The 22,972-nt window shown below is 32.5% G+C and carries 22 protein-coding genes; 3 read left to right on the top strand and 19 right to left on the bottom strand.

The features are described from left to right. Positions 1 to 48 precede the first annotated feature (48 nt). From AC0N0V_RS02585 to pduA, 10 genes are all read right to left on the bottom strand, one after another. Positions 49 to 861 (bottom strand): MIP/aquaporin family protein, encoded by an 813-nt coding sequence (locus AC0N0V_RS02585; RefSeq protein WP_474461990.1) that lies wholly within the window; start codon positions 859 to 861, stop codon positions 49 to 51. Positions 862 to 1,036: 175 nt separating this feature from the next. Further along, on the bottom strand, positions 1,037 to 2,179 hold the full coding sequence (locus AC0N0V_RS02580) for a 1-propanol dehydrogenase PduQ (RefSeq protein WP_474461988.1): 1,143 nt from the start codon (positions 2,177 to 2,179) through the stop codon (positions 1,037 to 1,039). Positions 2,180 to 2,342: 163 nt separating this feature from the next. Next, complete coding sequence (locus tag AC0N0V_RS02575) at positions 2,343 to 2,627, bottom strand: EutN/CcmL family microcompartment protein (RefSeq protein WP_474461987.1); 285 nt, start codon at positions 2,625 to 2,627, stop codon at positions 2,343 to 2,345. Positions 2,628 to 2,641: 14 nt separating this feature from the next. Then, positions 2,642 to 4,099, bottom strand: a complete 1,458-nt coding sequence (locus AC0N0V_RS02570) for an acetaldehyde dehydrogenase (acetylating) (RefSeq protein ID WP_474461986.1) — start codon at positions 4,097 to 4,099, stop codon at positions 2,642 to 2,644. Between the two features lie 171 nt (positions 4,100 to 4,270). Beyond that, on the bottom strand, positions 4,271 to 5,092 hold the full coding sequence (locus tag AC0N0V_RS02565; RefSeq protein WP_474461985.1) for a flavoprotein: 822 nt from the start codon (positions 5,090 to 5,092) through the stop codon (positions 4,271 to 4,273). Positions 5,093 to 5,106: 14 nt separating this feature from the next. After that, on the bottom strand, positions 5,107 to 5,952 hold the full coding sequence (eutJ, locus tag AC0N0V_RS02560; RefSeq protein ID WP_474461984.1) for an ethanolamine utilization protein EutJ: 846 nt from the start codon (positions 5,950 to 5,952) through the stop codon (positions 5,107 to 5,109). Positions 5,953 to 5,954: 2 nt separating this feature from the next. Further along, entirely contained in the window at positions 5,955 to 6,608 is a 654-nt protein-coding gene (locus tag AC0N0V_RS02555) for a phosphate propanoyltransferase (RefSeq protein WP_474461982.1), read from the bottom strand. 48 nt (positions 6,609 to 6,656) lie between these two features. Then, complete coding sequence (locus AC0N0V_RS02550) at positions 6,657 to 7,379, bottom strand: BMC domain-containing protein (protein ID WP_474461981.1); 723 nt, start codon at positions 7,377 to 7,379, stop codon at positions 6,657 to 6,659. Positions 7,380 to 7,595: 216 nt separating this feature from the next. Beyond that, positions 7,596 to 8,456 carry a propanediol utilization microcompartment protein PduB gene (gene pduB / locus AC0N0V_RS02545; RefSeq protein WP_474464417.1) on the bottom strand — a complete coding sequence of 287 codons (861 nt, stop codon included), beginning with the start codon at positions 8,454 to 8,456 and terminating at the stop codon, positions 7,596 to 7,598. Between the two features lie 44 nt (positions 8,457 to 8,500). Beyond that, positions 8,501 to 8,782: a propanediol utilization microcompartment protein PduA gene (gene pduA / locus AC0N0V_RS02540; protein WP_066626175.1), complete on the bottom strand. Its 282-nt coding sequence runs from the start codon at positions 8,780 to 8,782 to the stop codon at positions 8,501 to 8,503. A gap of 401 nt (positions 8,783 to 9,183) precedes the next feature. On the opposite strand from pduA, the gene AC0N0V_RS02535 reads away from it, so the two are divergent. Continuing rightward, positions 9,184 to 10,395, top strand: a complete 1,212-nt coding sequence (locus tag AC0N0V_RS02535) for a sensor histidine kinase (protein WP_474461980.1) — start codon at positions 9,184 to 9,186, stop codon at positions 10,393 to 10,395. A gap of 25 nt (positions 10,396 to 10,420) precedes the next feature. Beyond that, positions 10,421 to 11,167 carry a response regulator transcription factor gene (locus AC0N0V_RS02530; protein WP_474461979.1) on the top strand — a complete coding sequence of 249 codons (747 nt, stop codon included), beginning with the start codon at positions 10,421 to 10,423 and terminating at the stop codon, positions 11,165 to 11,167. 283 nt (positions 11,168 to 11,450) lie between these two features. On the opposite strand, the gene AC0N0V_RS02525 is transcribed toward AC0N0V_RS02530, so the two are convergent. The 4 genes from AC0N0V_RS02525 to AC0N0V_RS02510 all read right to left on the bottom strand — a co-directional run bounded on the left by AC0N0V_RS02525 (position 11,451) and on the right by AC0N0V_RS02510 (position 16,550). Further along, positions 11,451 to 12,383, bottom strand: coding sequence for a glycyl-radical enzyme activating protein (locus AC0N0V_RS02525; protein WP_474461978.1), 933 nt, complete (start codon positions 12,381 to 12,383; stop codon positions 11,451 to 11,453). A 177-nt stretch (positions 12,384 to 12,560) separates the two neighbouring features. Then, entirely contained in the window at positions 12,561 to 15,131 is a 2,571-nt protein-coding gene (locus tag AC0N0V_RS02520) for a glycyl radical protein (protein ID WP_474461977.1), read from the bottom strand. Positions 15,132 to 15,473: 342 nt separating this feature from the next. Further along, complete coding sequence (locus AC0N0V_RS02515) at positions 15,474 to 15,764, bottom strand: putative quinol monooxygenase (RefSeq protein ID WP_474461976.1); 291 nt, start codon at positions 15,762 to 15,764, stop codon at positions 15,474 to 15,476. 306 nt (positions 15,765 to 16,070) lie between these two features. Further along, the gene (locus tag AC0N0V_RS02510) at positions 16,071 to 16,550 is read right to left on the bottom strand and encodes a spore coat protein (RefSeq protein WP_474461975.1); all 480 of its coding nucleotides are present in this window, start codon (positions 16,548 to 16,550) and stop codon (positions 16,071 to 16,073) included. Between the two features lie 177 nt (positions 16,551 to 16,727). Here AC0N0V_RS02510 and AC0N0V_RS02505 point away from each other — a divergent pair, with 177 nt between their 5' ends. After that, positions 16,728 to 17,558 (top strand): YitT family protein, encoded by an 831-nt coding sequence (locus AC0N0V_RS02505; RefSeq protein WP_474461974.1) that lies wholly within the window; start codon positions 16,728 to 16,730, stop codon positions 17,556 to 17,558. Between the two features lie 98 nt (positions 17,559 to 17,656). Here AC0N0V_RS02505 and hcp read toward each other — a convergent pair whose 3' ends face one another. The 5 genes from hcp to ric all read right to left on the bottom strand — a co-directional run bounded on the left by hcp (position 17,657) and on the right by ric (position 22,861). After that, positions 17,657 to 19,375, bottom strand: coding sequence for a hydroxylamine reductase (gene hcp, locus AC0N0V_RS02500; protein ID WP_474461973.1), 1,719 nt, complete (start codon positions 19,373 to 19,375; stop codon positions 17,657 to 17,659). Positions 19,376 to 19,961: 586 nt separating this feature from the next. Then, positions 19,962 to 20,804 carry a pantoate--beta-alanine ligase gene (panC, locus tag AC0N0V_RS02495; protein WP_474464416.1) on the bottom strand — a complete coding sequence of 281 codons (843 nt, stop codon included), beginning with the start codon at positions 20,802 to 20,804 and terminating at the stop codon, positions 19,962 to 19,964. Positions 20,805 to 20,836: 32 nt separating this feature from the next. Then, positions 20,837 to 21,664: a 3-methyl-2-oxobutanoate hydroxymethyltransferase gene (gene panB, locus AC0N0V_RS02490; protein WP_474461972.1), complete on the bottom strand. Its 828-nt coding sequence runs from the start codon at positions 21,662 to 21,664 to the stop codon at positions 20,837 to 20,839. After that, on the bottom strand, positions 21,664 to 21,906 hold the full coding sequence (locus AC0N0V_RS02485; RefSeq protein ID WP_474461971.1) for a hypothetical protein: 243 nt from the start codon (positions 21,904 to 21,906) through the stop codon (positions 21,664 to 21,666). The genes panB and AC0N0V_RS02485 overlap by 1 nt, the downstream gene beginning before the upstream one ends. 235 nt (positions 21,907 to 22,141) lie before the next feature. Then, a complete protein-coding gene (ric, locus tag AC0N0V_RS02480; protein WP_474461970.1) occupies positions 22,142 to 22,861 on the bottom strand; it encodes an iron-sulfur cluster repair di-iron protein in 720 nt (239 codons plus the stop codon). Positions 22,862 to 22,972: the final 111 nt, after the last annotated feature.

The raw sequence follows: 22,972 nt of genomic DNA, 5'->3' as shown, positions 1-22,972 counted from the left end.
TTTTCCTATATAAAACTCAACATAGAATTCCTAAATTCAAGTGTTCTATTATACTTTCTGACTTTTTGTAACTTCAATCTGTACTTTTGTAGGTAAATAAGGTGAAACTAACTTTTCATAAATACCACCACCAATAATACCGCCTATAATTGGTGCAAATATTGGCACAATAAGCCCATAGTTATTAGGTCCAAAGGCATAAGTTCCCCATCCTGCAAGTACCGCTAAAACTCTTGGTCCAAAATCACGAGCTGGATTCATTGCGAAGCCAGTTAAAGGTCCAAAAGATACCCCTAAAATTGCAACAGTTAATCCTATTGCTATAGCTGGCATACCAGCCTTAGGGCAACTAGCATTATCTCCGTCAGTTACTGCAAAAATAACTAATACTAGAATTGCTGTTATACATACCTCTACCATGAAGGCACCGGTCATTGATAAACCTGCTCTTGGAAAAGTACTGAATACTCCTGCTGAAGCCCATCCAGCATCAGATGCTCTAATGATATTTTTGCTACTCTCAAATGCTTTTATTGTACTACCATATAATCCATAGACAACAGCAGCTGCCGCAAAAGCTCCTAAAAACTGTGATACAATATATGGAACTACCTTCTTTTTATCAAATCCCTTCCATATTGTTAAAGCTATTGTAACTGCTGGATTTATATGAGCTCCTGATATAGATCCTACTACCAATATCGGTATAGTTACAGCTAGTCCCCAACAAATAGACAACCCCCAAAACGTTACATCTGCTCCTGCTAGTACTAAGGATGCTACTACTGCTGTTCCGATAAATATCAAAATAAACGTACCTATAAATTCAGCTATACATTCACCAAATAAATTGTTCTTCACTATTTAGTCCCCCTTATAGTATATTTATAAAATTATTATTTCTAAGTTTCTAACATTAATAAAGGTGTTTTATAATTAATTTCAATAATAGATGCAATCATTGAAGTTGATTATTAGAATTCAATTTAAATCTCCACTTGCCTTCAGTTCATATTTTTTAATTATTTAAGTACTCTTATCCTTCATAGACTTCTACAAATAATTGTGCCAATTCTAATTTGTTAGGCATTCTTGGATTTGTAGCAGTACATTTATCATTTAATGAAGCATCTATCATATTCTGTAAATTACTTACTAAATCCATTTTGTTTATATTTGCTTCTCTTAAGCTCATAGGAGTATTAGTTTCCTTCATTAATATCTTTATTGCAAAAATGAGACTATTTACGCCTTCTTCTACTGAAGAACAAGGTAATCCTAAAATTCTAGATATCTCAGCATACTTTTTTGCTGCTTCGGTTTTTTCTTTTAACTCTAAGTTGGCATTATACTTAATAACACTAGTAAGTAGAATTGCATTCGCTCTTCCATGTGGTATATGAAGGCTTCCTCCGAGTGCATGTGCCATGCTGTGATTAATTCCAAGAGATGCATTAGTAAATGCCATACCTGCTATACAAGAAGCATTATGCAGCTTTTCTCTAGCTACTAAATCATCTCCATTTTTATATGCCCTTAGCAGATAATCAAATACTAATTTAATAGATTTTTCAGCAAGAGCATCTGTACAATCCGAAGCATTTAGTGAAATATAAGCTTCTATAGCATGTGTCAAAACATCCAATGCCGTATCAACCGTTATTTGTGATGGCACTGTTTTAACGAGGTCTGCATCAAGTATAGCGATATCAGGAATTAAATCATCTTCTACTAAGGGAAATTTTCTATTTCCCATGGAAATTACTGAAAATGCTGTTACTTCTGAACCAGTTCCACTAGTGGTTGGAATAGCAATAAATATTGGTCTATCGTACCTACATTCATTTTTATTTAATAGTTCAATAGTAAATACTAAAATACTTTTAGCCGCATCTATTGAAGACCCTCCTCCCATAGCAATTACTGCATCAGGCTTAAAATCCTTCATTTTGCTTACTCCTGATGCTATCGTTTCCACTGGTGGATCAGGTTTTATCTCTGAAAACATTTCATATTGGATATTATTTTTTTGTAAAATTTCTGTTACTCTGTCTATTAATCCAGACCTAACCATAAAAGGGTCTGTTATAATGAATGTTCTTTTACCTTTTAAAGTACTTAAATACTCCAGTGATCCTTTATCAAAACAAATCTTAGGTTTAATGCTAAATACCTTCATCTTGTACCTTACCTTCTTTCTAAAAGACTGTGACTATAAGGCTTATTTGATTAGCAGATCTGTTACTATTCTTATCCGATGACTAACTGCTCCAATACTTAACTGTACAGTGAAAATAAATAGTTCACCTAGCTAATAAGCTCTTCTTAAGTCGTCATTATAATTATTTCTTATATCTTTCATCAATCTCTACTGAATCTACAATACCTACTATAGAAGCATCCGTTGGTATCCTTTTTTCTTCATATACGGAACTAGCTGAGCTTCCTTTTATCACAAGAACAACATCTCCAATACCCGCTCCTGCAGTATCAACAGCAACTACTGACTCAGCTCCAATAATTTCTTCATTTTCTCCAATCTCTTTTACAATTAGCAGTTTAGCACCTATGAGTTTCTCATTTTTCTGAGTAGATACAACTTTACCAACGACTTTTGCTAAAAACATATCTTAATGCTCCTTTAAGAATTTAATTTTAATAAAAGACTTCTAACAATATTTTCAAGATCACTTTCTGATATACTCTCTATTTCTTTTTTGGGTTCTTCACCTCTTAAGTCTTCCAACTCTCTAACTCCATAAGCTAATCTTCTAACATTCAATAAGTTCATAGGTCCAACATTGTCTGAAGTTGCGCTTCCACCTACTGCTCCACAACCTAATGTCAGTGCAGGTACAAGATTAGTTGTTCCACCAATTCCACCAAGTGCTCCTGGAGTGTTTACAAGCAATCTTGATACTGGTTTTCTAAGAGCAAATTCTCTAATTATCTCTTCGTTATTTGAGTGAATTATAAGAGTATGCCCTTTACCTTCAAGCATCAGTATCTCGATGCATCTATCACAAGCCTTTTCCCAATTTTCTTCAGAATAGAAGGCAAGTATTGGAGTAAGTTTTTCTCTTGAGTAAGGATTATTCTTACCTACTGTTGTTTGTTCAGAAATTAAAATTCTTGTACCAGCCGGAATATTTAAACCTGATAATTCAGCTAATGCTTGTACGCTTTTTCCTACTATTTGAGGGTTCATTGTTCCATTTCCTCTTAAAATAAACTTACCTAATTTATCTGACTCTTCTTTGTTTAAGAAATACGCCCCCTGTTTCTTTAGTTCAGTAATAACCTTTTCTTTACTGATCTCTTCTACAACTATTGATTGTTCTGATGCACAGATTACACCATTATCAAAGGTTTTACTATCAATTATTCTTTTAACAGCAAGCTGTATATCTGCAGATTTTTCAATAAAAGCTGGTCCATTTCCTGGCCCAACTCCAATTGCTGGATTTCCCGAACTATAAGCAGCTTTAACCATTGCTTCTCCACCAGTAGCTAGTATTAGAGCAATATCATTATGTCTCATTAATTCATTTGTACCTTCCATTGAAAGAATTGTCATACATCCAATTATTCCTTCTGGTGCACCTGCTTCTACCGCGGCATTGCTTAATATTTCTGCTGTTTCTACAATACATTTTTTAGCAGTCGGGTGTGGTGAGAATACTATACCGTTTCCTGCTTTTAATGCTATTATGGCCTTATAAATTGTAGTTGAAGTAGGGTTTGTTGAAGGTATGAGTCCTGCTATGACCCCTACTGGAACAGCTACTTCCATTATTCCTTTTTCCTTATCATCATTAATAATTCCAACAGTTTTCATATCTTTTATGTAGTTATATACTACACTAGCTGCAAATTTATTTTTTAATACTTTATCTTCCCATCTACCAAATCCAGTTTCCTCATTAGCCATTTTTGCAAGTCTCACTGCCTCTTTCTCTACAGCTTCAACCATCGCATTAACTATTCTATCTATCTGTTCTTGAGAAAAACTCTTTAGCTCTTCTTGAGCTTTTTTGGATTTTAAAATAAGATTTCTAGCTTCTTGTACTGATTGTAAGTCTTTATCTAACATTTGCATTGTCTTACCTCCATATTTTAAAGTTAACATTAAAACCATTTACTACAGTTACCTATTAACAATACCTGAAATTACATTTAAAGCTCATAGTCACTAAACATACTTAATATACTATAGTTTGTTTCTACACAAATGTAATACTAGGTTAGGTTTTTAACCAGCTTGATTATACTAACAAAATTGAACTTTAATTTTATTAGTGTAAATATAATCTTTAGCAAGAGGAGTAATTATTGTACCTTCTTTTAACACAATCACATCATCATCTAAGATTTGATTAATATCTTTTACTGTTAAAATAGATGAATTAAAAATAACTTTTTCCTCTTGAGACTTATTTAAAATAACCTCATTCTTAGTGTTCTTATTTAAAGCAGCTCTACTTTCAGTGTGTATAGACAGCTCATTTACTTCTTTTTCGCTAGAAATTTGTGAAAATGAATTGTATAGTCTATGCTTCATGGTTCCTCTAAACTCATTAGCCTCAATAAATTTAACACCAAAAGTGTTTAATGTGTTTTCATAATTTAAAATCATTGAATTGTAAGCTGAATTGCTTGAAAGTCCTTCAGAAATGTTAACAGAATTTTTCGGATCATAGCTATCTCTCACAGCAATAATTTCCTTACTCTTCATTATTGCTCTCGCCATACCAGTTGTAACAAGGTTATCCTCTATTCCAAGGGCGACTTTACTTAAGGTATTTCTTGTGAGTATTGGTGCTAAAATTATTTCTGAGCTGTTTATGGCATCCTTTAACTTATCCATAGAATCTATAATATTTCCTTTAAACTTTTCAACCAGAGCTTTGTCAATAACTAACTTCGCTGCCTCGGACATCACTATGCTATAGTCTATTAGTTCGAACTCTGCTAACATCCTTAGTGTGCTTTCTGCATTAACCTTTCCTCCACTAATAAAAATTAATATTTTTTTATTAATTAAAGGTAATATTTCTTTAATTATGCTTTTTATTATTTCTTCAATATTCATGTTAACACCCCATTCTAGGTATCACTCATGGCAATTCCAATCGGTGTTACAAGTAAAGGATTATATGGCTTTATTGATTTTATTGAAGTATACTTCTGAAAAACATTTTCTAATCCTTTAAGACAGCAAGTTCCTCCAACTAGGTAAATGCATTCTACCTTAAACCCATTTATACTTCTTAAAGCTATGTCCGCCATTTTTTCAATTACTGGTGTAACAAGTGGAAAAACCATATTATAGTTATCTGGATCCACTTTATATTTCTCGGCATTCTCAAATGGAATACCGAAGTTTCCTGCAGTAACAAGAGTAAGATGAGTCCCTCCTGTTGGTTCATCTGCCGAAAAGGCAACTTTTCCATCTTCTAATACTGATATACCTGTTGTACCGCCGCCAATATCAACTACCGCTCCATTTTTAATATTAAGGACCTTAGCAGCTGCTTCTGGTTCGTCTATAACATTAGTAACCTGAAAACCTGATGCCTCAACGACATTTGTAATAACCTTAACATTTCCTTTAAGTATCCCCGGTGGTATCGCAGTTGCTGCATAATTAAGCTGTAAATTAAGCTTTTTCTCCACCCTTTCTTTAAGTTCCCTAACAATATTTACTGCACCAATGTAGTCTACTACTATTCCATCCTTTACTACTCTAGCAGATTTCAAAGCACAAGCTATTGGTTTATCCTCTTTATCTAAAACCGTTATAACTATATTAGATGTTCCTAGATCTACACCAACTTTTATATCATCTTCAGTTAATTTTTCAACGATATCTCTACCGTTTTTGAAGTTTAGGTTCTCATCTATAATTCTGTCTTCCATATCCTTTATAGTTTTATTTGCACTCTCTAACATAGCTACCACCTATTTTTACCTGTAATTCTGACTAAATCTCCATTTTTTAATTCTGCTGCATTTGCCTCATCAGTATCTACATGCATTTCAAGATCAGAATTTCCAGTTATTCTTATAAGTACATTATTGAACACAACTTTTCTCTCTCCTATAGTTTCCACGTCCACTAGATCCTCATCTTTAACTCCAAACACATCTGCTTGTTTCTCTGTTATGTGTATATGTCTTTTTGCACATATAACATTTTCATTGAACACCTTCATTCCCTTTGGTCCAATTACGCATAAAGAAGCTGACCCTGCTATATTTCCTGAGTTTCTAACTGGTGCCTTTATTCCTAAAGAAAAGGCATCTGTTTTAGATATCTCAACTTGGCTGTACTTTCTTACCGGTCCAAGAATTCTTACATTAGTAAAGCAGCCCTTTGGACCTGCAATACATACAGTTTCTTCCGCTGCAAATTGTCCTGGTTGACTTAATTCCTTTTTCACTGTAAGTTTATATCCAGTGCCAAATAGAATTTCCAAGTCTTCTTGAGTTACATGGATGTGCCTATTAGATACACCAGCTGGTATACATAAACTTCTATCTTTAATCTCTGATTTTTTCACTACTTCCAATACGATATCTTTAACAAGCTCATCGCTTAATTTCATGTCTTGCATCACCTTCATACTTTTTATTTAATTTATACATTCGATAATCTATTGAGTTTGTGATTTTTCTTCATAATAAATACATAAATTTTTAGGTTGTCCTCGTTTCCTTAAGCATTTTGGATCATGACATAGGTTGCAGCTAATATCCTTCTTATCTGTTAACTGATGATTTTCTTCAACTAATTCGCTCTCTGAATTATTGATTTCTCCATTCTTCGAAACTTCAACCCTAACCTTATCACTTTTAATACTATTTATATCTATGACAGTGCTTATCTCTTTTGCATTTTCAACCGCTTTAATACTATTATTCATATCTTGAATAACTTCTTTTGTGCTACTTGTTCCACCTTCCAAGTTTTGGTTATCCCTTACCTCTTCGCTATTTGCTTCCACAATCTCTATAACTTGCTCATCATTTTCTGCTTTTTCGTAAGGCTTCTCTTTTTCAGAACCTTTCTTACTCTCCATATCATCTTTACATACTACTTCTTTAATGTATTTAGATTCAACCATAAAACTAATCCCATTGGCTGGTCTAGGAATAACTAAAGTAGCCACCAATTTACCTTGAACAACAACACTTGCCTTTGCAGCATCAACTGCTGATTTCACAGCTCCTACGTCCCCCATTACCTTTACCGTTACAAGAGCTCCATTTGTAAGTTCATAACCAATTAACTTGACATTGGCAGATTTAACGCATATGTCCGCAGCTTCAATGGCTGCAATCTTTCCCATAACTTCTATAAATCCAAGTGCCTGCATTTTATCGACACCACCTTTATCTACTTCATAGCTAAACTTAACTTTCTCTAAAGACCAAGCTTAATGCTACAATTATTTTTGCATTATATATTTTAAAACATCCTTTTTCACTAAATTATTATAAATCTCGTTACAAAAGGATGTTTAAATTTAAATTAAACCTTTTATTCTATAATTCCTACTAAACGATTTCGCTGCCCATATCTTAAATGTATTTTAAATATAAGGCTTTGTAGTTGAAACTGGATTTTGTCCCATAGCTTTTAATATCCCTAATCCTACTTCTCTAGCTGCTATTACTGACTGTCTAACAGCACCTGAATCCCCTGTTATTGTTATAATAATTTCATTTGAGTGAGCAGTACCATCATTAGGACTTGCATAAGTTACTAGGTCTACATTAGCGGTTTTCATAGCTGTATCTGCCATAACTAAACCTACTGCTGCTGGTGCTCCTACGATTATTCCAAATGACTTTCCAAGTGGTGCTCCAAATGCTTTTTCAAGTGCAAGACTTGCTCTAGCCGTATAATGAAGCTCTACATGGCCTGCATCACAACCATATACATCACCAAAAGTTCTTTCTACGTCTTTTAATGTTACTTCAACAGCTCTTCTTGCATCTGATACATCCTCTGAAGCAAAGATTATAAGTGATCCGTGCCCTGCTCCTCCTTTAGTATCTCTTGCAAGCTCTATTGACACAATTTCAGTATTTGTTGCTTTTACAGCCTCGTCTGCTGCCATAATATGTGGGCCTGCTCCAGTTCTTGCACTTACAATTCCTAAAGAGCGATATTTAGGGTCTAATTTCATTTTTTCATGAAGATATCCATCTATGTTAGCTATAACTAGTCCAACTGTATCCCCAAGAGCACTTCCAACATATTCAGTTATTGTAGGTATATCATTTATCATGTTAACGCCCCTCTTTTCCTCTTTTTCTACTAACTTTTCTTCATGTAGCTCTAGCTTAATACTTTCTGCATTTTGCACAGTACTTACAGCCTCATCACTTAATAAATCACTATTTAAACTTTCTATATTCATTTTCTTTTTAAGCTCTTCCAAAACCATGTTGATTATAGCTTGATCCATCATCCCACCTCAAAACCTCTAATTTATTTTGACAATGAAGGTAATATTTTTTCCACATCTGTATGTGGTCTTGGAATTACATGTACTGAAATAACTTCTCCTACTCTTTTTGCTGAAGCTACACCAGCATCAGTAGCAGCCTTAACAGCTCCAACATCGCCTCTCACCATAACTGTTACCAATCCCGAACCTATTTTGTCATATCCTATTAAAGCAACATTTGCTGCTTTAACCATTGAGTCTGCAGCCTCTACAGCAGCCACTAATCCTTTAGTTTCTATCATTCCTAATGCTTCTTGTCCCATGAAATTGCACCTCCATAATATTCAAATATTTTTTTAATCAAGTTTGTACCTTAATTTTATTACTAAATAGTTAAAATTTTTTTGATAAATTCGACTCTATTTTGTATTATATATATAAGAAAATATTGTACTATTTCGACTTATTAGGAATTAGTTATATTTTCACATTAATTATTCCCTTGTAAACGGGTATGCCAATATATTATAATTCTATTAACAATGTATCTAGATAAGAAAAACACAAATACTTGATTCTGAAAATAGATGTAATTGACTTAATTATTGATAAACATTCATATATTTTAATATTTTGCACAATTTTCATAGTTTAGGAATTGACATAAATAAGCTTTTAAATCATATAAACATTTACCAAATCTCTTTTCATGGAGGATTTTCAAATGAACTCATTAAAAAATCTTAGATTCAGTGACATTATTGATATAAATACATTGAGGGATATTCAAGATAAATTAGCAAAAATAGTTCACTTTTCTGCAATAACTGTAGATATCAATGGTGTGCCAGTATGTAATGAAAATAATTTCACTCCTTTTTGTAAGCTTATTCGTTCCTCCTCAAAGGGGCTTAAGAACTGTATCTCCTGTGATGCTCAGGCGGGCTTCCTTGCTATGCGAGATAAAAAAACAAGAGTATACAATTGTCATACAGGACTTATAGATTGTGCTGCACCAATTATAGTAAACGATATATATTTGGGTTCTGTTTTAGGTGGACAAGTTTTGTTGAAAGGTCAAAAAACTCAAGATTGTATTGACTTGGAAAAAATCTCAAAAGAATATGAAATTCCACTAGACGAATTAAAAGAAGCTGCAAATTGTATACCAATAGTTGAAAGTAATTATCTCCAAAATTGCACAGAATTTTATAACTTTCTTGCAAGCTATATAGCTCAGATGGGTATTCACACTCTAACTCAAGCAAAGTTATTAAAAGAAAGCGAAGAAAAAATCAAGCTTGAACAACAAGCAAAAAAAATGCAACTAAGGACAATACAAGCTCAAATCAATCCTCACTTTTTATTTAACACTTTAAATACAATAGCAAGAATGGCCTTAGTAGAAGATGCCCCTACAACAGAAGAACTAATATACAATCTATCTGATTTATTAAGATACAATTTAAGAAACACAGAAGAATTCCCTAAACTTCAAGCAGAAGTTGAAAATATAAAAAGATATCTTTTTATACAAACATTAAGATATAGCGATAGAATAACTCATGAAATCCACATAGAAGAATCACTTAAGGATTGCAGAATTCCAACTATGATACTTCAACCTATCGTTGAAAATTCTCTTGTTCACGGCCTTGAAACAAAAAAAGATGGTGGGAATATAGTCATAAAGGGATATTCTGTTTCAGAAAAAGATATGTTAATAGAGGTAACCGATAACGGAAAAGGAATTGATAGTGGTACTCTTAATCTGCTTAACACTGTGCAAGACTTGTCCGATAGTGGTTTTGGCATAGGAATTCAAAATACCTCTAGCAGACTTAAACATTATTTTGGTAAAGGTTATGCTCTCAAGATTGAAAGTGAACATGGGGTTGGTACAACGATATCTATTCTTATTCCTAAAATCAAATAACATTTTGAATTAGTAGGTGATTAAAATGTATAAACTTATGATAGTAGAGGATGAACCTCTTGAAAGAAAAGCATTAAGAATAATACTTCAAAGAGAGTTCTTTAATATCGACATTAAAGAAGATTCAAGAAATGGTGAAGAAGCAATATTAAATGCTAAAATCCATAAGCCTGACATAATTCTTATGGACATAAAAATGCCAGAAAAAACTGGTTTGGATGCACAAAAAGAAATTATTAGCTTTTTACCAAATGTAAAGACAATTATAATGACAGCCTATGGAGAATTTGACTACGCACAAACTGCTATAAAATATGGGGTTATAGATTATCTTCTAAAACCCGTAAGACCTGTTGACTTAAAGGTTTCTGTGAGCAAAGCTCTAAAATCCATAGAAAAAGTTGATTCGATGAAAATATCTAATTTAAAGTCTAAGGAAGTATCTGAAAATACTATAAAAACTGCGCTGAAATATATAAATAACAACTATTCTCAAGAACTAAACTTAAACACTGTTGCAGATTATGTACACTTAAATCCTCAGTATTTAAGTAGATACTTTAAACAAAAAATGGGCGTGACTTTTACTCAATATGTTACTAATTTAAGACTTGAAAGCGCTAAGAAGCTTTTAGTTAAAACAGATAAATCTATAACGCAAATTGCTATGGAAGTAGGATATACTGATGTTGCGTATTTTAGCAAAGTGTTTTTCAAGAATGAAAATCAATCACCTTATAAATTTAAAATGAGTTACTCTGGAAACAGTTAAAACATAGAGTTTTAGCCATAAAAACTAGCTTACACACCGAGATATGTTAATAACTCTTCTTAACTATAAATACTTTTAATGATTCTAAAGCTCAGTTACAAGAAAAAGCTAAGAACTTCGATAAACTCACTTTGCTCAAGCAAATCTAAAATTCTAAGCTTCTCCTTGTATCCTCGCTAAGAATCATAAAAAAGTATTTAAATGTGCTTTCAGAGCTATTAACCTATCCCTCTTTATAAGCTAGTTTTTTAATTTATATCACTATATATTTTAATGCCTCTATTTAGTCGATGCCACCAACCTTACATACTAGTCCGTATTCTTCTACTACCTTTTTAAGATTACTTATCTCATCCTTAGTAGGTGGTTGTATATCTTTCATGCCATATTCATATCCTAAGTATTCATATTTATTTTGTCCAAGACGATGATAAGGTAGGATATGTATCTCTTTTACATTTCCGAGATTTTTCGCAAAATTAGCTGTGGCCTTGATATTTTCCTCATCACTATTAACTCCTGGAATAACAGGTACTCTGATTATTAAAGTAACTCCAGATTGTGATATTAGCTTTGCATTTTGTAATATTAGATCATTTGGTTGTCCTATGTATGCTAAGTGTTTATCTGAATCCATGTGTTTAATGTCAAGCATAACTAGGTCAAGCCAAGGCAGTAGTCTTTCTAAAACACCTTGAGTTGCGAAGGCTGTGGTTTCGATAGCTGTGTGCAACCCATTTTTCTTGCAGGCTTTTAATAACTCCCCAGCAAACTCTGGCTGTGCAAGCGCTTCCCCTCCTGACAAGGTGATTCCTCCCCCAGAGCGTCTATAATATATATTATCCTTTTTTAATTCCGTTAATAAATCTTGTACTGTTCTTACTCTTCCTGACATGTTTAAAGCTCCAGCATAGCAAACTTCAACACACTTACCGCATTTAGTACATTTGTCCTGATTAACTCTAGATGGAAGATTAAAATCTATCGCTCCCACACTGCAAACCTCATAGCATTTTTTACAGCCTACACAGTTACGTGGAATAAACATTACCTGAGGTTCCGTACACTGTGATTCTGGGTTACTGCACCAACGACAGGATAGTGGACATCCTTTTAAAAAAACTATTGTACGAATTCCTGGACCATCATGAACAGAAAATCTTTGTATATCAAAAACAACACCTTTTGCATCTAAATTTACTTGATTATTTAACATAATTTTACCTCCTGTAATAAAGTGATTCGCACTTAGTGTCTTTCTTGAGAATTTACGTAAACCTTAGCCTTACTACTTAAGTTATACATATAATTGGCTATAAATAATAATTTTAGTTGAAAATGAGGAAGTAGTTAAATAACTCTTCCTCAATATATAATACTATACTCTAATCTATTATAGAGCGTGTTCAGTTCTTTGTATTATATCATCTTGAATTGTTTTGTCTAATGATGTAAAGTGAGCACTGTATCCAGCTACACGTACTACTAGATTTTTATACTTATCAGGATTCTTTTGAGCCTTTAACAGAGTATCACGACTTACTACGTTAAATTGTACGTGTAAACCTTTTTGATCAAAGAAGCTTCTTACTAAAGAAGATAAATTCTGTAAACCGGTTTGACCTTCTAAAGCTGATGGATGGAACTTTTGATTAAATAATGTACCATTTGAAGCTTTATGATGATCTATTTTTGCAACTGAGTTAACTGCTGCGGTAGGTCCTGTAACATCTCTTCCTGAAACTGGTGATACACCATCAGCTAGTGCTTCTCCAGCTTTTCTTCCGTCTGGTGTTGCCCCTGTTTGTGATCCCATTGGAACGTTTGCAGAAACAGGATAAAGACCAGGTTGGAATTGACCATTACGTGGGTTCTTGTATTTTTCAACTTCGCTGCAGTAAATTAATGCTGCTTCACGTGCCAAGTCATCAACTTCATCTATATCATTACCAAACTTAGGTGCTCTATTTAAAAGCATTTGACGAAGACTCTCTTTATCTCCATAGCTTCCTAGATTAACATCTTTGCTAGGCTTTAATGAATCTAATGAAATTTTCTTCTCTTCAAATATTAACTTTTCAATTACTGCCATAATAGTTTCACGTGATAAGTTTTCTACTCCATTAACTCCACTTATAGTATTCACAATCTCAGCAACAGGATTTCTTACTTCTTTAGTTTCACCAAAGTTAGTATCAAGAGCATCTTTTAAATCCTGTAGACTTACTTTTTTCTCTTCAAATACAAGTTTTTTAATAGCTGCTAATGAGTCAGCTACGTTTGCAACTCCAACTCCCTGTGGACCTGTAAAGTTATAGTGAGCTCCGCCTTCCTGAAGTGACTTTCCTCTCCCTATACAATCATCTACCATTGATGATAAGAATGGTAGAGGTGCTCTCTCTCCATGTGCTAAATCTACACTATTATCGGCATTGATTAGTAACTTTACAAAGTGTTCCATTTGCATTCTATACGCAGTCATAAATTGTTCAAACGATGTAATGGAAGTGAATTCACCAGTTCTTAATCCTAGTTGTTTTCCTTTTTCCATACCGTTATTAATAGTTATCTCTAACACTTTTGCCATGTTAAAGAATGCAGCATCATGCCAACCTTCAGTTTTTCCGCCTTTTTGAGGCTCAACGCAACCTATGATACCATAATCTCTAGCATCCTCTAATGTAACTCCACGACTTGCTAATGAAGGAATAATAACTTCATCATTATAATAAGCAGGCATACCTAATCCTAGACGAGTTACTTCACCAGCCTTTATTAGTAATTCATCAGGAGTCTTATTCCATCCTCTTATTGAAATTGATGGTTGTGGCAATTTAGTATGAGCAGTAGCTTCGAGACACATAAATGAAAGTTCATTTGTTGCATCTTTTCCCTCTATAGTTTGTCCACCTACTATTAGGTTTTGGAACATTGGGTAGCCGCCGAAAGCTTTAGTTGAGCCTTCATCACGTACTTTATTAACATCATTAAATTTAACCCATAGACAATCAAGAAGTTCTTGAGCTTTTTCCACTGAAACAAAACCATTTGCTACATCCTTCTTGAAATAAGGATACATATATTGATCAAAACGCATAGGTGATATTGAATGTCCGTTAGATTCTATTTGAATAATAGCTTGTACAAACCAAAATGATTGTAACGCTTCATGGAATGTTCTAGCAGGATTTGCAGGTACCCATTCACAATTTTGAGCTATTTGTAACAATTCTTCGCGTCTACGAGAATCGATGGTTTCACTAGCTAATTTTCTTGCTAAGTCTGCAAAACGTTTAGCAAAGCTGATAGCAGCTTTTGCACTTATAATTACAGCATTAAGGAAGTGACCCTTCTTTATGTAATTTGGATCTTCCTTGTCTGCTTTAGCCTTTGCACATTCTGCCTCAGCAATTATGCCATTAAAACCTTTTGATAACACTTTAGCATAGTCTACAGAAATATGGCCTACTCCATTAAAATAGTAGTTTCCAACAGTGAATACACCAGCATTCATTGCTTCTTTAGTCTCTTCAAACATGTATTCTGTAGCAAGCTCATTTGTGGTTCTTCCATTCCAGTATTCAAATACTTCACGAAGTTTTACCTTTACATCTTCGCTGATAAGGAATACATCCCCTTTTCTCTTAGCTAAAGTTTCAAACTCAGCTAAAAGCCACTTATTTGAGAATTCCGGAAATATTGAAGCTGCCCTTGGATTCTTAGTTAAGTTTCCTACGATAAGTTCTTCTTTACGAATAACGATATCCATTTCTCTTAATATTTTTTCTAAAGCCTTAGCTTTTCTAATAACCATAGGATAAGCTTCAGTTTCTTTAAAAGATTCAGTTATTAAAACTGCTCTTTGTGCTTCGATTTCAGGAGTTACTGAATATAAACCCTCGATTAATTTTTCTATTCTTTCACTTTGAGCCACATTGTAAGTTTTGTTTAAAATTTCGTTCACTTAGAAGACCCCCTCAATTTATTTATAAAGTTTTATTGACTTTGTTTATTTGTTTATGATTAAATTCTATTACTAAATGAGCATGTTTTTTTTGACTATTTTGACTTGTTTTTGTATTATATAGATTTGAATATGATGTATTATTTTGATATAAAAAAAAATTATACTTTATAATATACTCTTAACTCATATGTTATTTTAAAATAAAAAAAGTAAGCCAGGAAAGTAGCTTACTTTTCTAATATATATTAAGACTCCATTTAAAATAAACATCAGTGATTTTGCTACAAAAATAAATTTTAAACTGTTTTGCAATAAAGTTTAAATTTTTATCTTCGTCTACTAAAGAACTTGAGTATAAAGTCGCAATTCTTTACCTTCAGGTATTGTTAACTCACGCATTTGTGGTACTATTCTTTTAAAGTGTTCAGTAGCATTATGTACATCTATAGTAGCTTGATCTTTCCATTCTTCAATGAATGTTAGAACATTGCAATCCTTTGTATCCTGCCACAAACCATATGATATATTACCTTCTTCTGCACAGCTTTTTTCTACTAGCTCTTTTACTAATAACAGGAACTCTTCTTTTTTACCTTCTTTTATTGTGTTTCTTGATACTATTTTGATCATAATAAATTTCCCCCTTTTAAAATCAATCTATATTAGCATAACTTCTGCTATCTTTTAATATTTATACTAAAATAATTAATCACTATAAGATACCAAAATACCATTTTTTAAATTGGTAATATTTTGATTATATTATTTTACTTTTTTACTGTCAAGTAAACCACACCCTATTACTTTTGACTTATTCATAGTTTATTAGTAAATATATATGTAACATACTAGGTTTACAAGATGCTCTTCTTATACGTATACTTAATAAATTTAAAAAGGTAGAAGTTATTTCCTTCTACCTTTTGCTATGTATAACTATTGAACTTTATACATTCCCTTACTTTCCATATACTTATATATTGCTTCACCGTGTTTTTGTTCTTCTTTTTGTAGATGATTTAATACATCGCGTACTTCAGTGTCTTTAAATTCAAAAATAGCAATATTATAAGTTCCTGAAACGTATTTTTCCGTCATTAACATATCTTGACAAAGCTCTGCATCAGATGCTCCCTTCATACCTACAGCCCCTACATTAGCATTACTGTTCATATTTTGTTGCTGATTTTGATTACCACCCTGCTGTGAGTTCATTTGTGGAACCTGACCGCTTAGTAATTGATTAATAGTATTTAAGTGTTGTTGTTCTATTGATGCGTGGTTAGTAAATAATTGTTTTAGTTGTTGATCTTGAGCTTGACTTGCATAGCTAGAATATTTATCTACGCAAAGCTGCTCATGACTTTTTTGATCCTCTAATAGTGTTCTTTCCTTTTGTGTTAAATTTATTTGCATAATTAAAACACCTCCAATCTTATTTTGTGTAAAGTTTAAAATTGTATACCAAAATTTTATTTAACACAGCATTGACAAGCTTAGAATAAAGTGTATAATAGGCTGTATTATACCAAAAGGCTAACCTTTCATCTTATCTAGATGAGGGGTTTTTATTATGAAAAAGGGGGTAGGGCTATGAAAAACAAGATACTTGATTTACTTAACATTGTTCTGGGGATTTTTTTGTTTTCTTTTGCTTTAAACGTATTTTTTGCTCCTCATCACATTATCCCTGGAGGGATTTCAGGATTATCAATTGTAATTGAGAATATATTTCACATTAAAAAATCAATTGTTTTAAGTATTTTAAATATACCAATATTTCTACTTGGCCTAGTTTTTCTTGGCAAAAAATTTGTTCTCAATACATTGCTTGGGGCTTTTTTGGTTCCGGTATTTGTTGAATTAACTAGTAATATTCCTCCCTTCACCCATGATGTATTATTATCCGCATTATTTGGTGGCGTTACAACAGGAATAGGTATAGGCATGCTTTTAAGTAAACAAGCTTCCCTTGGTGGTACTGATACAATAGCGAAGATTATATCTAAATATATACATAAACCTGTTGGAAAAGTCTTAATTATTATAGATTCATCAATAACTTTAGTGGCACTTTATGTATTTGGGATAGAGAAGACTCTGTATGGAATTGCTACAGTTTATCTAATTGGCAGGGTTATTGATATTTACATTAAAGGCTTTAGGGATTCCAAATCAGTATTAGTTATCTCAGATAAAATCGAAGAAATTAATACACTTTTCTTAACGGAACTCAATGGAAGAACAACAAAACTTGAAGCAAGAGGTGGATACTCTGATTCTAGACAAGTAATCTTAATGTGCGTTATAACAAGTAAAGATCTAATTAAACTAAAACAGCTTATTGGTAGTATAGATAATAATGCGCTAGTCCTTGTACAAGATTCCTATGAAGTGTATGGGAAAAGCTTCAGTATTGCATAAATTAATTATTTAAATAAAAATAAGACTCTATCCTAAAATGGATAGAGTCTTATTTTTATGATTGAGGGGATATTTGTAAGGATATTCAGTTATCAGTATTATTGTCCCATGAACATTTTTATGTCATCATCTACATTTGTTATTCCACCAATTCCAAATGCTTCTACTAAAACCTTAGCAACATTTGGAGATAGGAATGCTGGTAGAGTTGGTCCTAAGTGAATATTCTTTACTCCTAAGTGAAGTAATGCTAATAATACTATAACAGCTTTCTGCTCATACCATGCTATGTTGTATGATATAGGAAGCTTATTTACATCGTCTAAACCAAATACTTCTTTTAATTTAAGAGCTATTACAACTAATGAGTAAGAGTCGTTACATTGTCCAGCGTCTAATACTCTTGGAATTCCTCCAATATCTCCTAAATCAAGCTTGTTGTATTTGTATTTTGCACAACCTGCAGTAAGAATAACTGTATCTTGTGGAATAGCTTTCGCAAAATCTGTATAGTAGTTTCTGCTCTTCATTCTTCCATCACAACCAGCCATAACGAAGAATCTCTTTATAGCTCCAGTCTTAACAGCATCTACAACTTTGTCAGCTAGTGCTAGAACTTGGTTGTGAGCAAAACCTCCAACTATTTCACCTTTTTCTATTTCTTTTGGAGCCTTACATTTCTTAGCCATTGCAATAATAGCTGAGAAATCTTTTGGTTGTCCATTCTTTCCATCTGGTATATGCTTAACTCCTGGTACTCCTGTTACACCAGTTGTGTACATTCTATCCTTATAAGAAGCTTTTGGAGGTACAATACAGTTTGTAGTCATAAGTATTGGTCCATTGAAGCTTTCAAATTCTTTATCTTGTAACCACCAAGCATTTCCGTAGTTTCCTGCAAAATGCTTATACTTCTTGAATGCTGGATAGTAGTTCGCTGGTAACATCTCACTGTGAGTGTATACATCTACTCCAGTTCCTTCTGTTTGCTGAAGTAACCATTCCATATCCTTTAAGTCGTGTCCACTTATTAATATACCTGGGTTATTTCTAACACCTATGTTTACTTTTGTTATTTCTGGGTGTCCATAAGTTTGAGTATTAGCTTTGTCAAGTAATGCCATAGCATCTACTCCAAATTTACCAGCTTCAAGAGTTAAAGCTACTAAATCATCTGCTGTTAAACTATCATCTAGAGTTGCAGCTAATGCTTTTTGCATGAAACCATGAACTTTTTCATCATTGTAATTTAAGTGATTAGCATGCTTCATATATGCAGATAATCCCTTTAATCCATACATTATAAGCTCTCTTAAAGATCTTACATCTTCATTTTCAGTAGCTAGTACACCTACTTTTGATGCTTTTTCTTCAAAAGCATTTACATTATCAGCAAACCAAGTAGCTGCTTCTGGTAATTTTAAATCTTCTTCCTTCTTTACTCCACCAAGACCTAATATTCTCTTTAGCCATGAAGTATTTTCTTTTGCTTCTGCAAGTTTACCACCAGCATTTACATATTGCTGTTTTACTTGTTCTCTTAACTCTAAACCTTTTTTAACTCTATCTGTAAATACTTTCTTATCAAAGTTTGCATTTGTTATAGTTGCAAATAAACTTTCCATTACAAACTTATCTACTTCTTTATTAATTACACCTAATTCTCTTGCTTTTGTGCTGTAAACTGATATTCCCTTTAACACATATATCAATAAATCTTGTGCTTTTGCTAAATCTTCAGTTTTTCCACATACACCTTTTATAGTACAGCCTTTTCCGCCTGCTGCTTCCTGGCATTGATAACAAAACATACTCATTTAAAATAACCTCCATATAATAGTTTTATTCAATTAATTTTACTTATAAACTAAATTAAGTTTTTTATTTATAAATTGTCTTTTGTTCTATCTTGTTTCTACATTTATATCTTACTAAATTACTCAACTTAATTCGGTAACCCTTGTTACCAAATTAGAAGTTTTTTAAAAATTGTTTTAGTAATATATTCCACAGCTAAACTTTTCATTTAGACAAGATTAGATCTAACCTTATTCTTTGTTTCGAAGTTTCTTTATTACATACACTTAGAAAAATAAACAGCATATTTAGTAACTTCAATAAAATATAATAATATTAGCTTAAATACTTATCCTATGATTTTTAAAACAGATTTTATTTAAAGAATAAATAAACCAAAATAAGCTCCTCGATATAAATATCAAGAAGCTTATTTTGGTACGTGTTAGATTTGAATTAGTTAGTTGATAGTTAAATCATAACATTATATGACAATTTTATCGGTAACAATTGTTACGTTTCATTAATTATTTTATTGTATCTTTTTGATAATCATCAATTCTAAAGTTCCTAGCAAAAAATTTAGCTGCATCGCTGGATTTTAAATTATGAAAAACTAAAATTATCTATAAGTCTTGTTTTGCCTATATACACAGCTATAGCAACAAGTATGGAATCCTCAATATGTGTTACTGGTTTTAAAGTCTCACTATCCACTATTTCTATATAATCTATTTTTGCCAAAGGTTCTTTATTTATTTCTTCTGATATAATTTCTGTTAGCTTACCTATATCTTTAACCCCTTCTTGTAGAGCGTATTTTGCTTTATTAAGGCTAGCACTTAAAATAAGTGCTGCTTTTCTTTCTTCCTCTGAAAGATAAGTATTTCTCGAGCTTTTTGCAAGTCCATCCTTTTCTCTTATAATTGGGCAGCCTACTATTTCTATATCAAAGTTTAAATCCTTTACCATTCTTTTAATAACAGCAAGCTGTTGAGCATCTTTTTCACCAAAATAAGTTCTTGTAGGATTAACTAGGTTAAAAAACTTAGAAACAACAGTGCATACACCTCTAAAGTGTCCTTCACGTTTAGCTCCACATAAACCTTCGGTAAGTCCTTCCACATCTACATAGGTAGAAAAATCTGTTCCATACATCTCTTGAGCAGAAGGATTAAATATTAAATCAGCACCAGCTATTTCACATAATTTAGAATCTCCTTCAAGATCTCTCGGATATTTATCTAAATCTTCATTCGGTCCAAATTGAGTAGGATTTACAAATATAGAAACCACAACTTTATCATTTTCACTAGAGGCCCTATCAATTAAACTTTTATGACCTTCATGTAAATATCCCATAGTTGGTACAAACCCTATTTCAAAACCTTCCATTTTCCAAGTCCTTATAAAATTTTTCAACTCTTTTGTGCTATGAATAATTTTCATCATCTTACATTCCTTCTTACTATTGATATTTTCTAATACAACTTACTTATCACATCTTCATCCATGCTGAAGCTCTGTTCTTTTGCAGGAAAAGTACCCTCATTTACTTCTTTAATATAATCCTTTATACCTTCCTTCATAACATCTCCTATATTTGCAAATCTTTTTACAAACTTAGGTGTAAAGTCTGAAAACATTCCCAGCATATCTTGATAAACAAGTATTTGACCATCGCAATCCTTACCCGCTCCAATACCGATAGTTGGAATTGATACTGCTTCTGTAACGATCTTTCCTAAAACAGAAGGTATTCCTTCTAGTACTATTGCAAAAGCTCCTGCATCCTCTAATCTCTTGGCATCTTCTATTATTTGCTTAGCAGTTTCTAACGCTTTACCTTGAACTTTGAATCCTCCAAACATATTTACAGATTGAGGTGTAAGCCCCAAGTGTCCCATAACTGGAATTTGAGCATTAACTATTGCCCTTACTTGCTCATAAACAGCAACTCCACCCTCAAGTTTTATTGCATCAGCATGAGCCTCTTTTATAAATCTTCCTGCATTTTTAACTGCATCATATACAGAAGTCTGATAGGACATAAATGGCATATCACCAACTACTAGAGCACTTTCTACCCCACGAGTTACTGCACGAGTATGATGAAGCATTTCTTCCATAGTTACACTTAATGTATTTTCCTGTCCTAGACAGACCATTGCTAAAGAATCTCCCACCAATATGCCATTAACACCAGCGCTGTCCATAAGCTTAGCTGTTGAATAATCATAAGCAGTAAGCATAGTAAGCTTATTACCTTTAGTTTTTGCCTGTTTAAAACTCTCCACTGTATTTTTCATTATTTTAGACCTCCTAAAACTTTTTCATAATCCCCACAAAGGTATTTTTCATCACCTTCAACGGAAAAATAACAGTTTTTTAAATGCTTATAGGTAGTAAACTTATTAGAAAAAGGAAACATAGGATGAATAGAATATGTGAAAGCACCTGAATTGTTTTTATTCGAAAAAATTTTAGAAGATAAAGAACCACTGGTGTGGCATAGAATTTTACCTTTAATATTAAAAAAGTTAATAAACAATTAGGTGCAGCTCCAAAAGGATGCTACCCAATGAAATTTTAACACAGAACCTTAAACTCAACAATATGCTTCTTATTAATAAAAAAGATGCTGTATTAAAACAGTTTCTTATTAAATATTTTTCAGCAACTTTCGAAATGAAAGGCTTAACACTGAAATAAAATTTATTTCAGTGTTAAGCCTTATTTTTATATCACTAATGCAGTTATATATATTTTGCTTTTAAGACAGCAATTTAATTATTATTCTTTTCTTCTACCAATCTTGGAAATAAAATATTATTTTCCAGATGAATATGCACAAAGGTTTCTGATTCTAATTCCTTTAACTTATCGTAAGTTAATCTATAAGTATTACAACCATCTTCAGGAACTGTAAAGCCATTTGTAACTTTTCTAAGCGCTTTTAGAATATCTCCAGCCCCTTCATGCTCCTCCTCTAAATTTTTAATTCCAGCAACTATTTTATCTAATAACTCTTTAGAATGAGTTTTTTCATATTCTTTGATTGTTGGAAATTCACTAGTTTCCTCTTTAATTGTATGTTGTTCCAATTCCATTCTTAAACTAGAGAATAGTCTATGCACTTCTGCTAGTTCACTGTGTCCTCCACCATGAACCCTGAGTATCTTAGCTATTAACTCTGCTATTCCAGGCATTTCTCTTTGCAAATAAGCATGGTGAACATTAACTATATGATCTATTAAATCACTATAGGATAACTTGTTAAAATCAACTTCTTCAATTCCCATACTCATAGCTTTATTATAAGCTTCCTCAAGCTTATTCATAACTTCCTCTTCACTTAAATTATGTTCCTTTATTTCCTCTATTAAAGGTACATCTCCTCCACAGCAGAAATCAATATTATATTCTTTGAATACTTCCATAGATTTAGGAAAACTCGCTGCAATATGTCCTATACTATCAGAACTTTTAAACATAAACTTTTTCATATTTATTCCTCCAAAATTTTATTTTTTTAATTATTGTTATCATTTCATTATAACTATTTAGTGTTAGTGTTTCATTTATCGAATTATATAATTAACAGTTGAAAATTAAAT

It is taken from the genome of Clostridium sp. CS1-1 (assembly GCF_056135525.1).
This window is presented reverse-complemented; position numbering and strand designations above follow the sequence as displayed.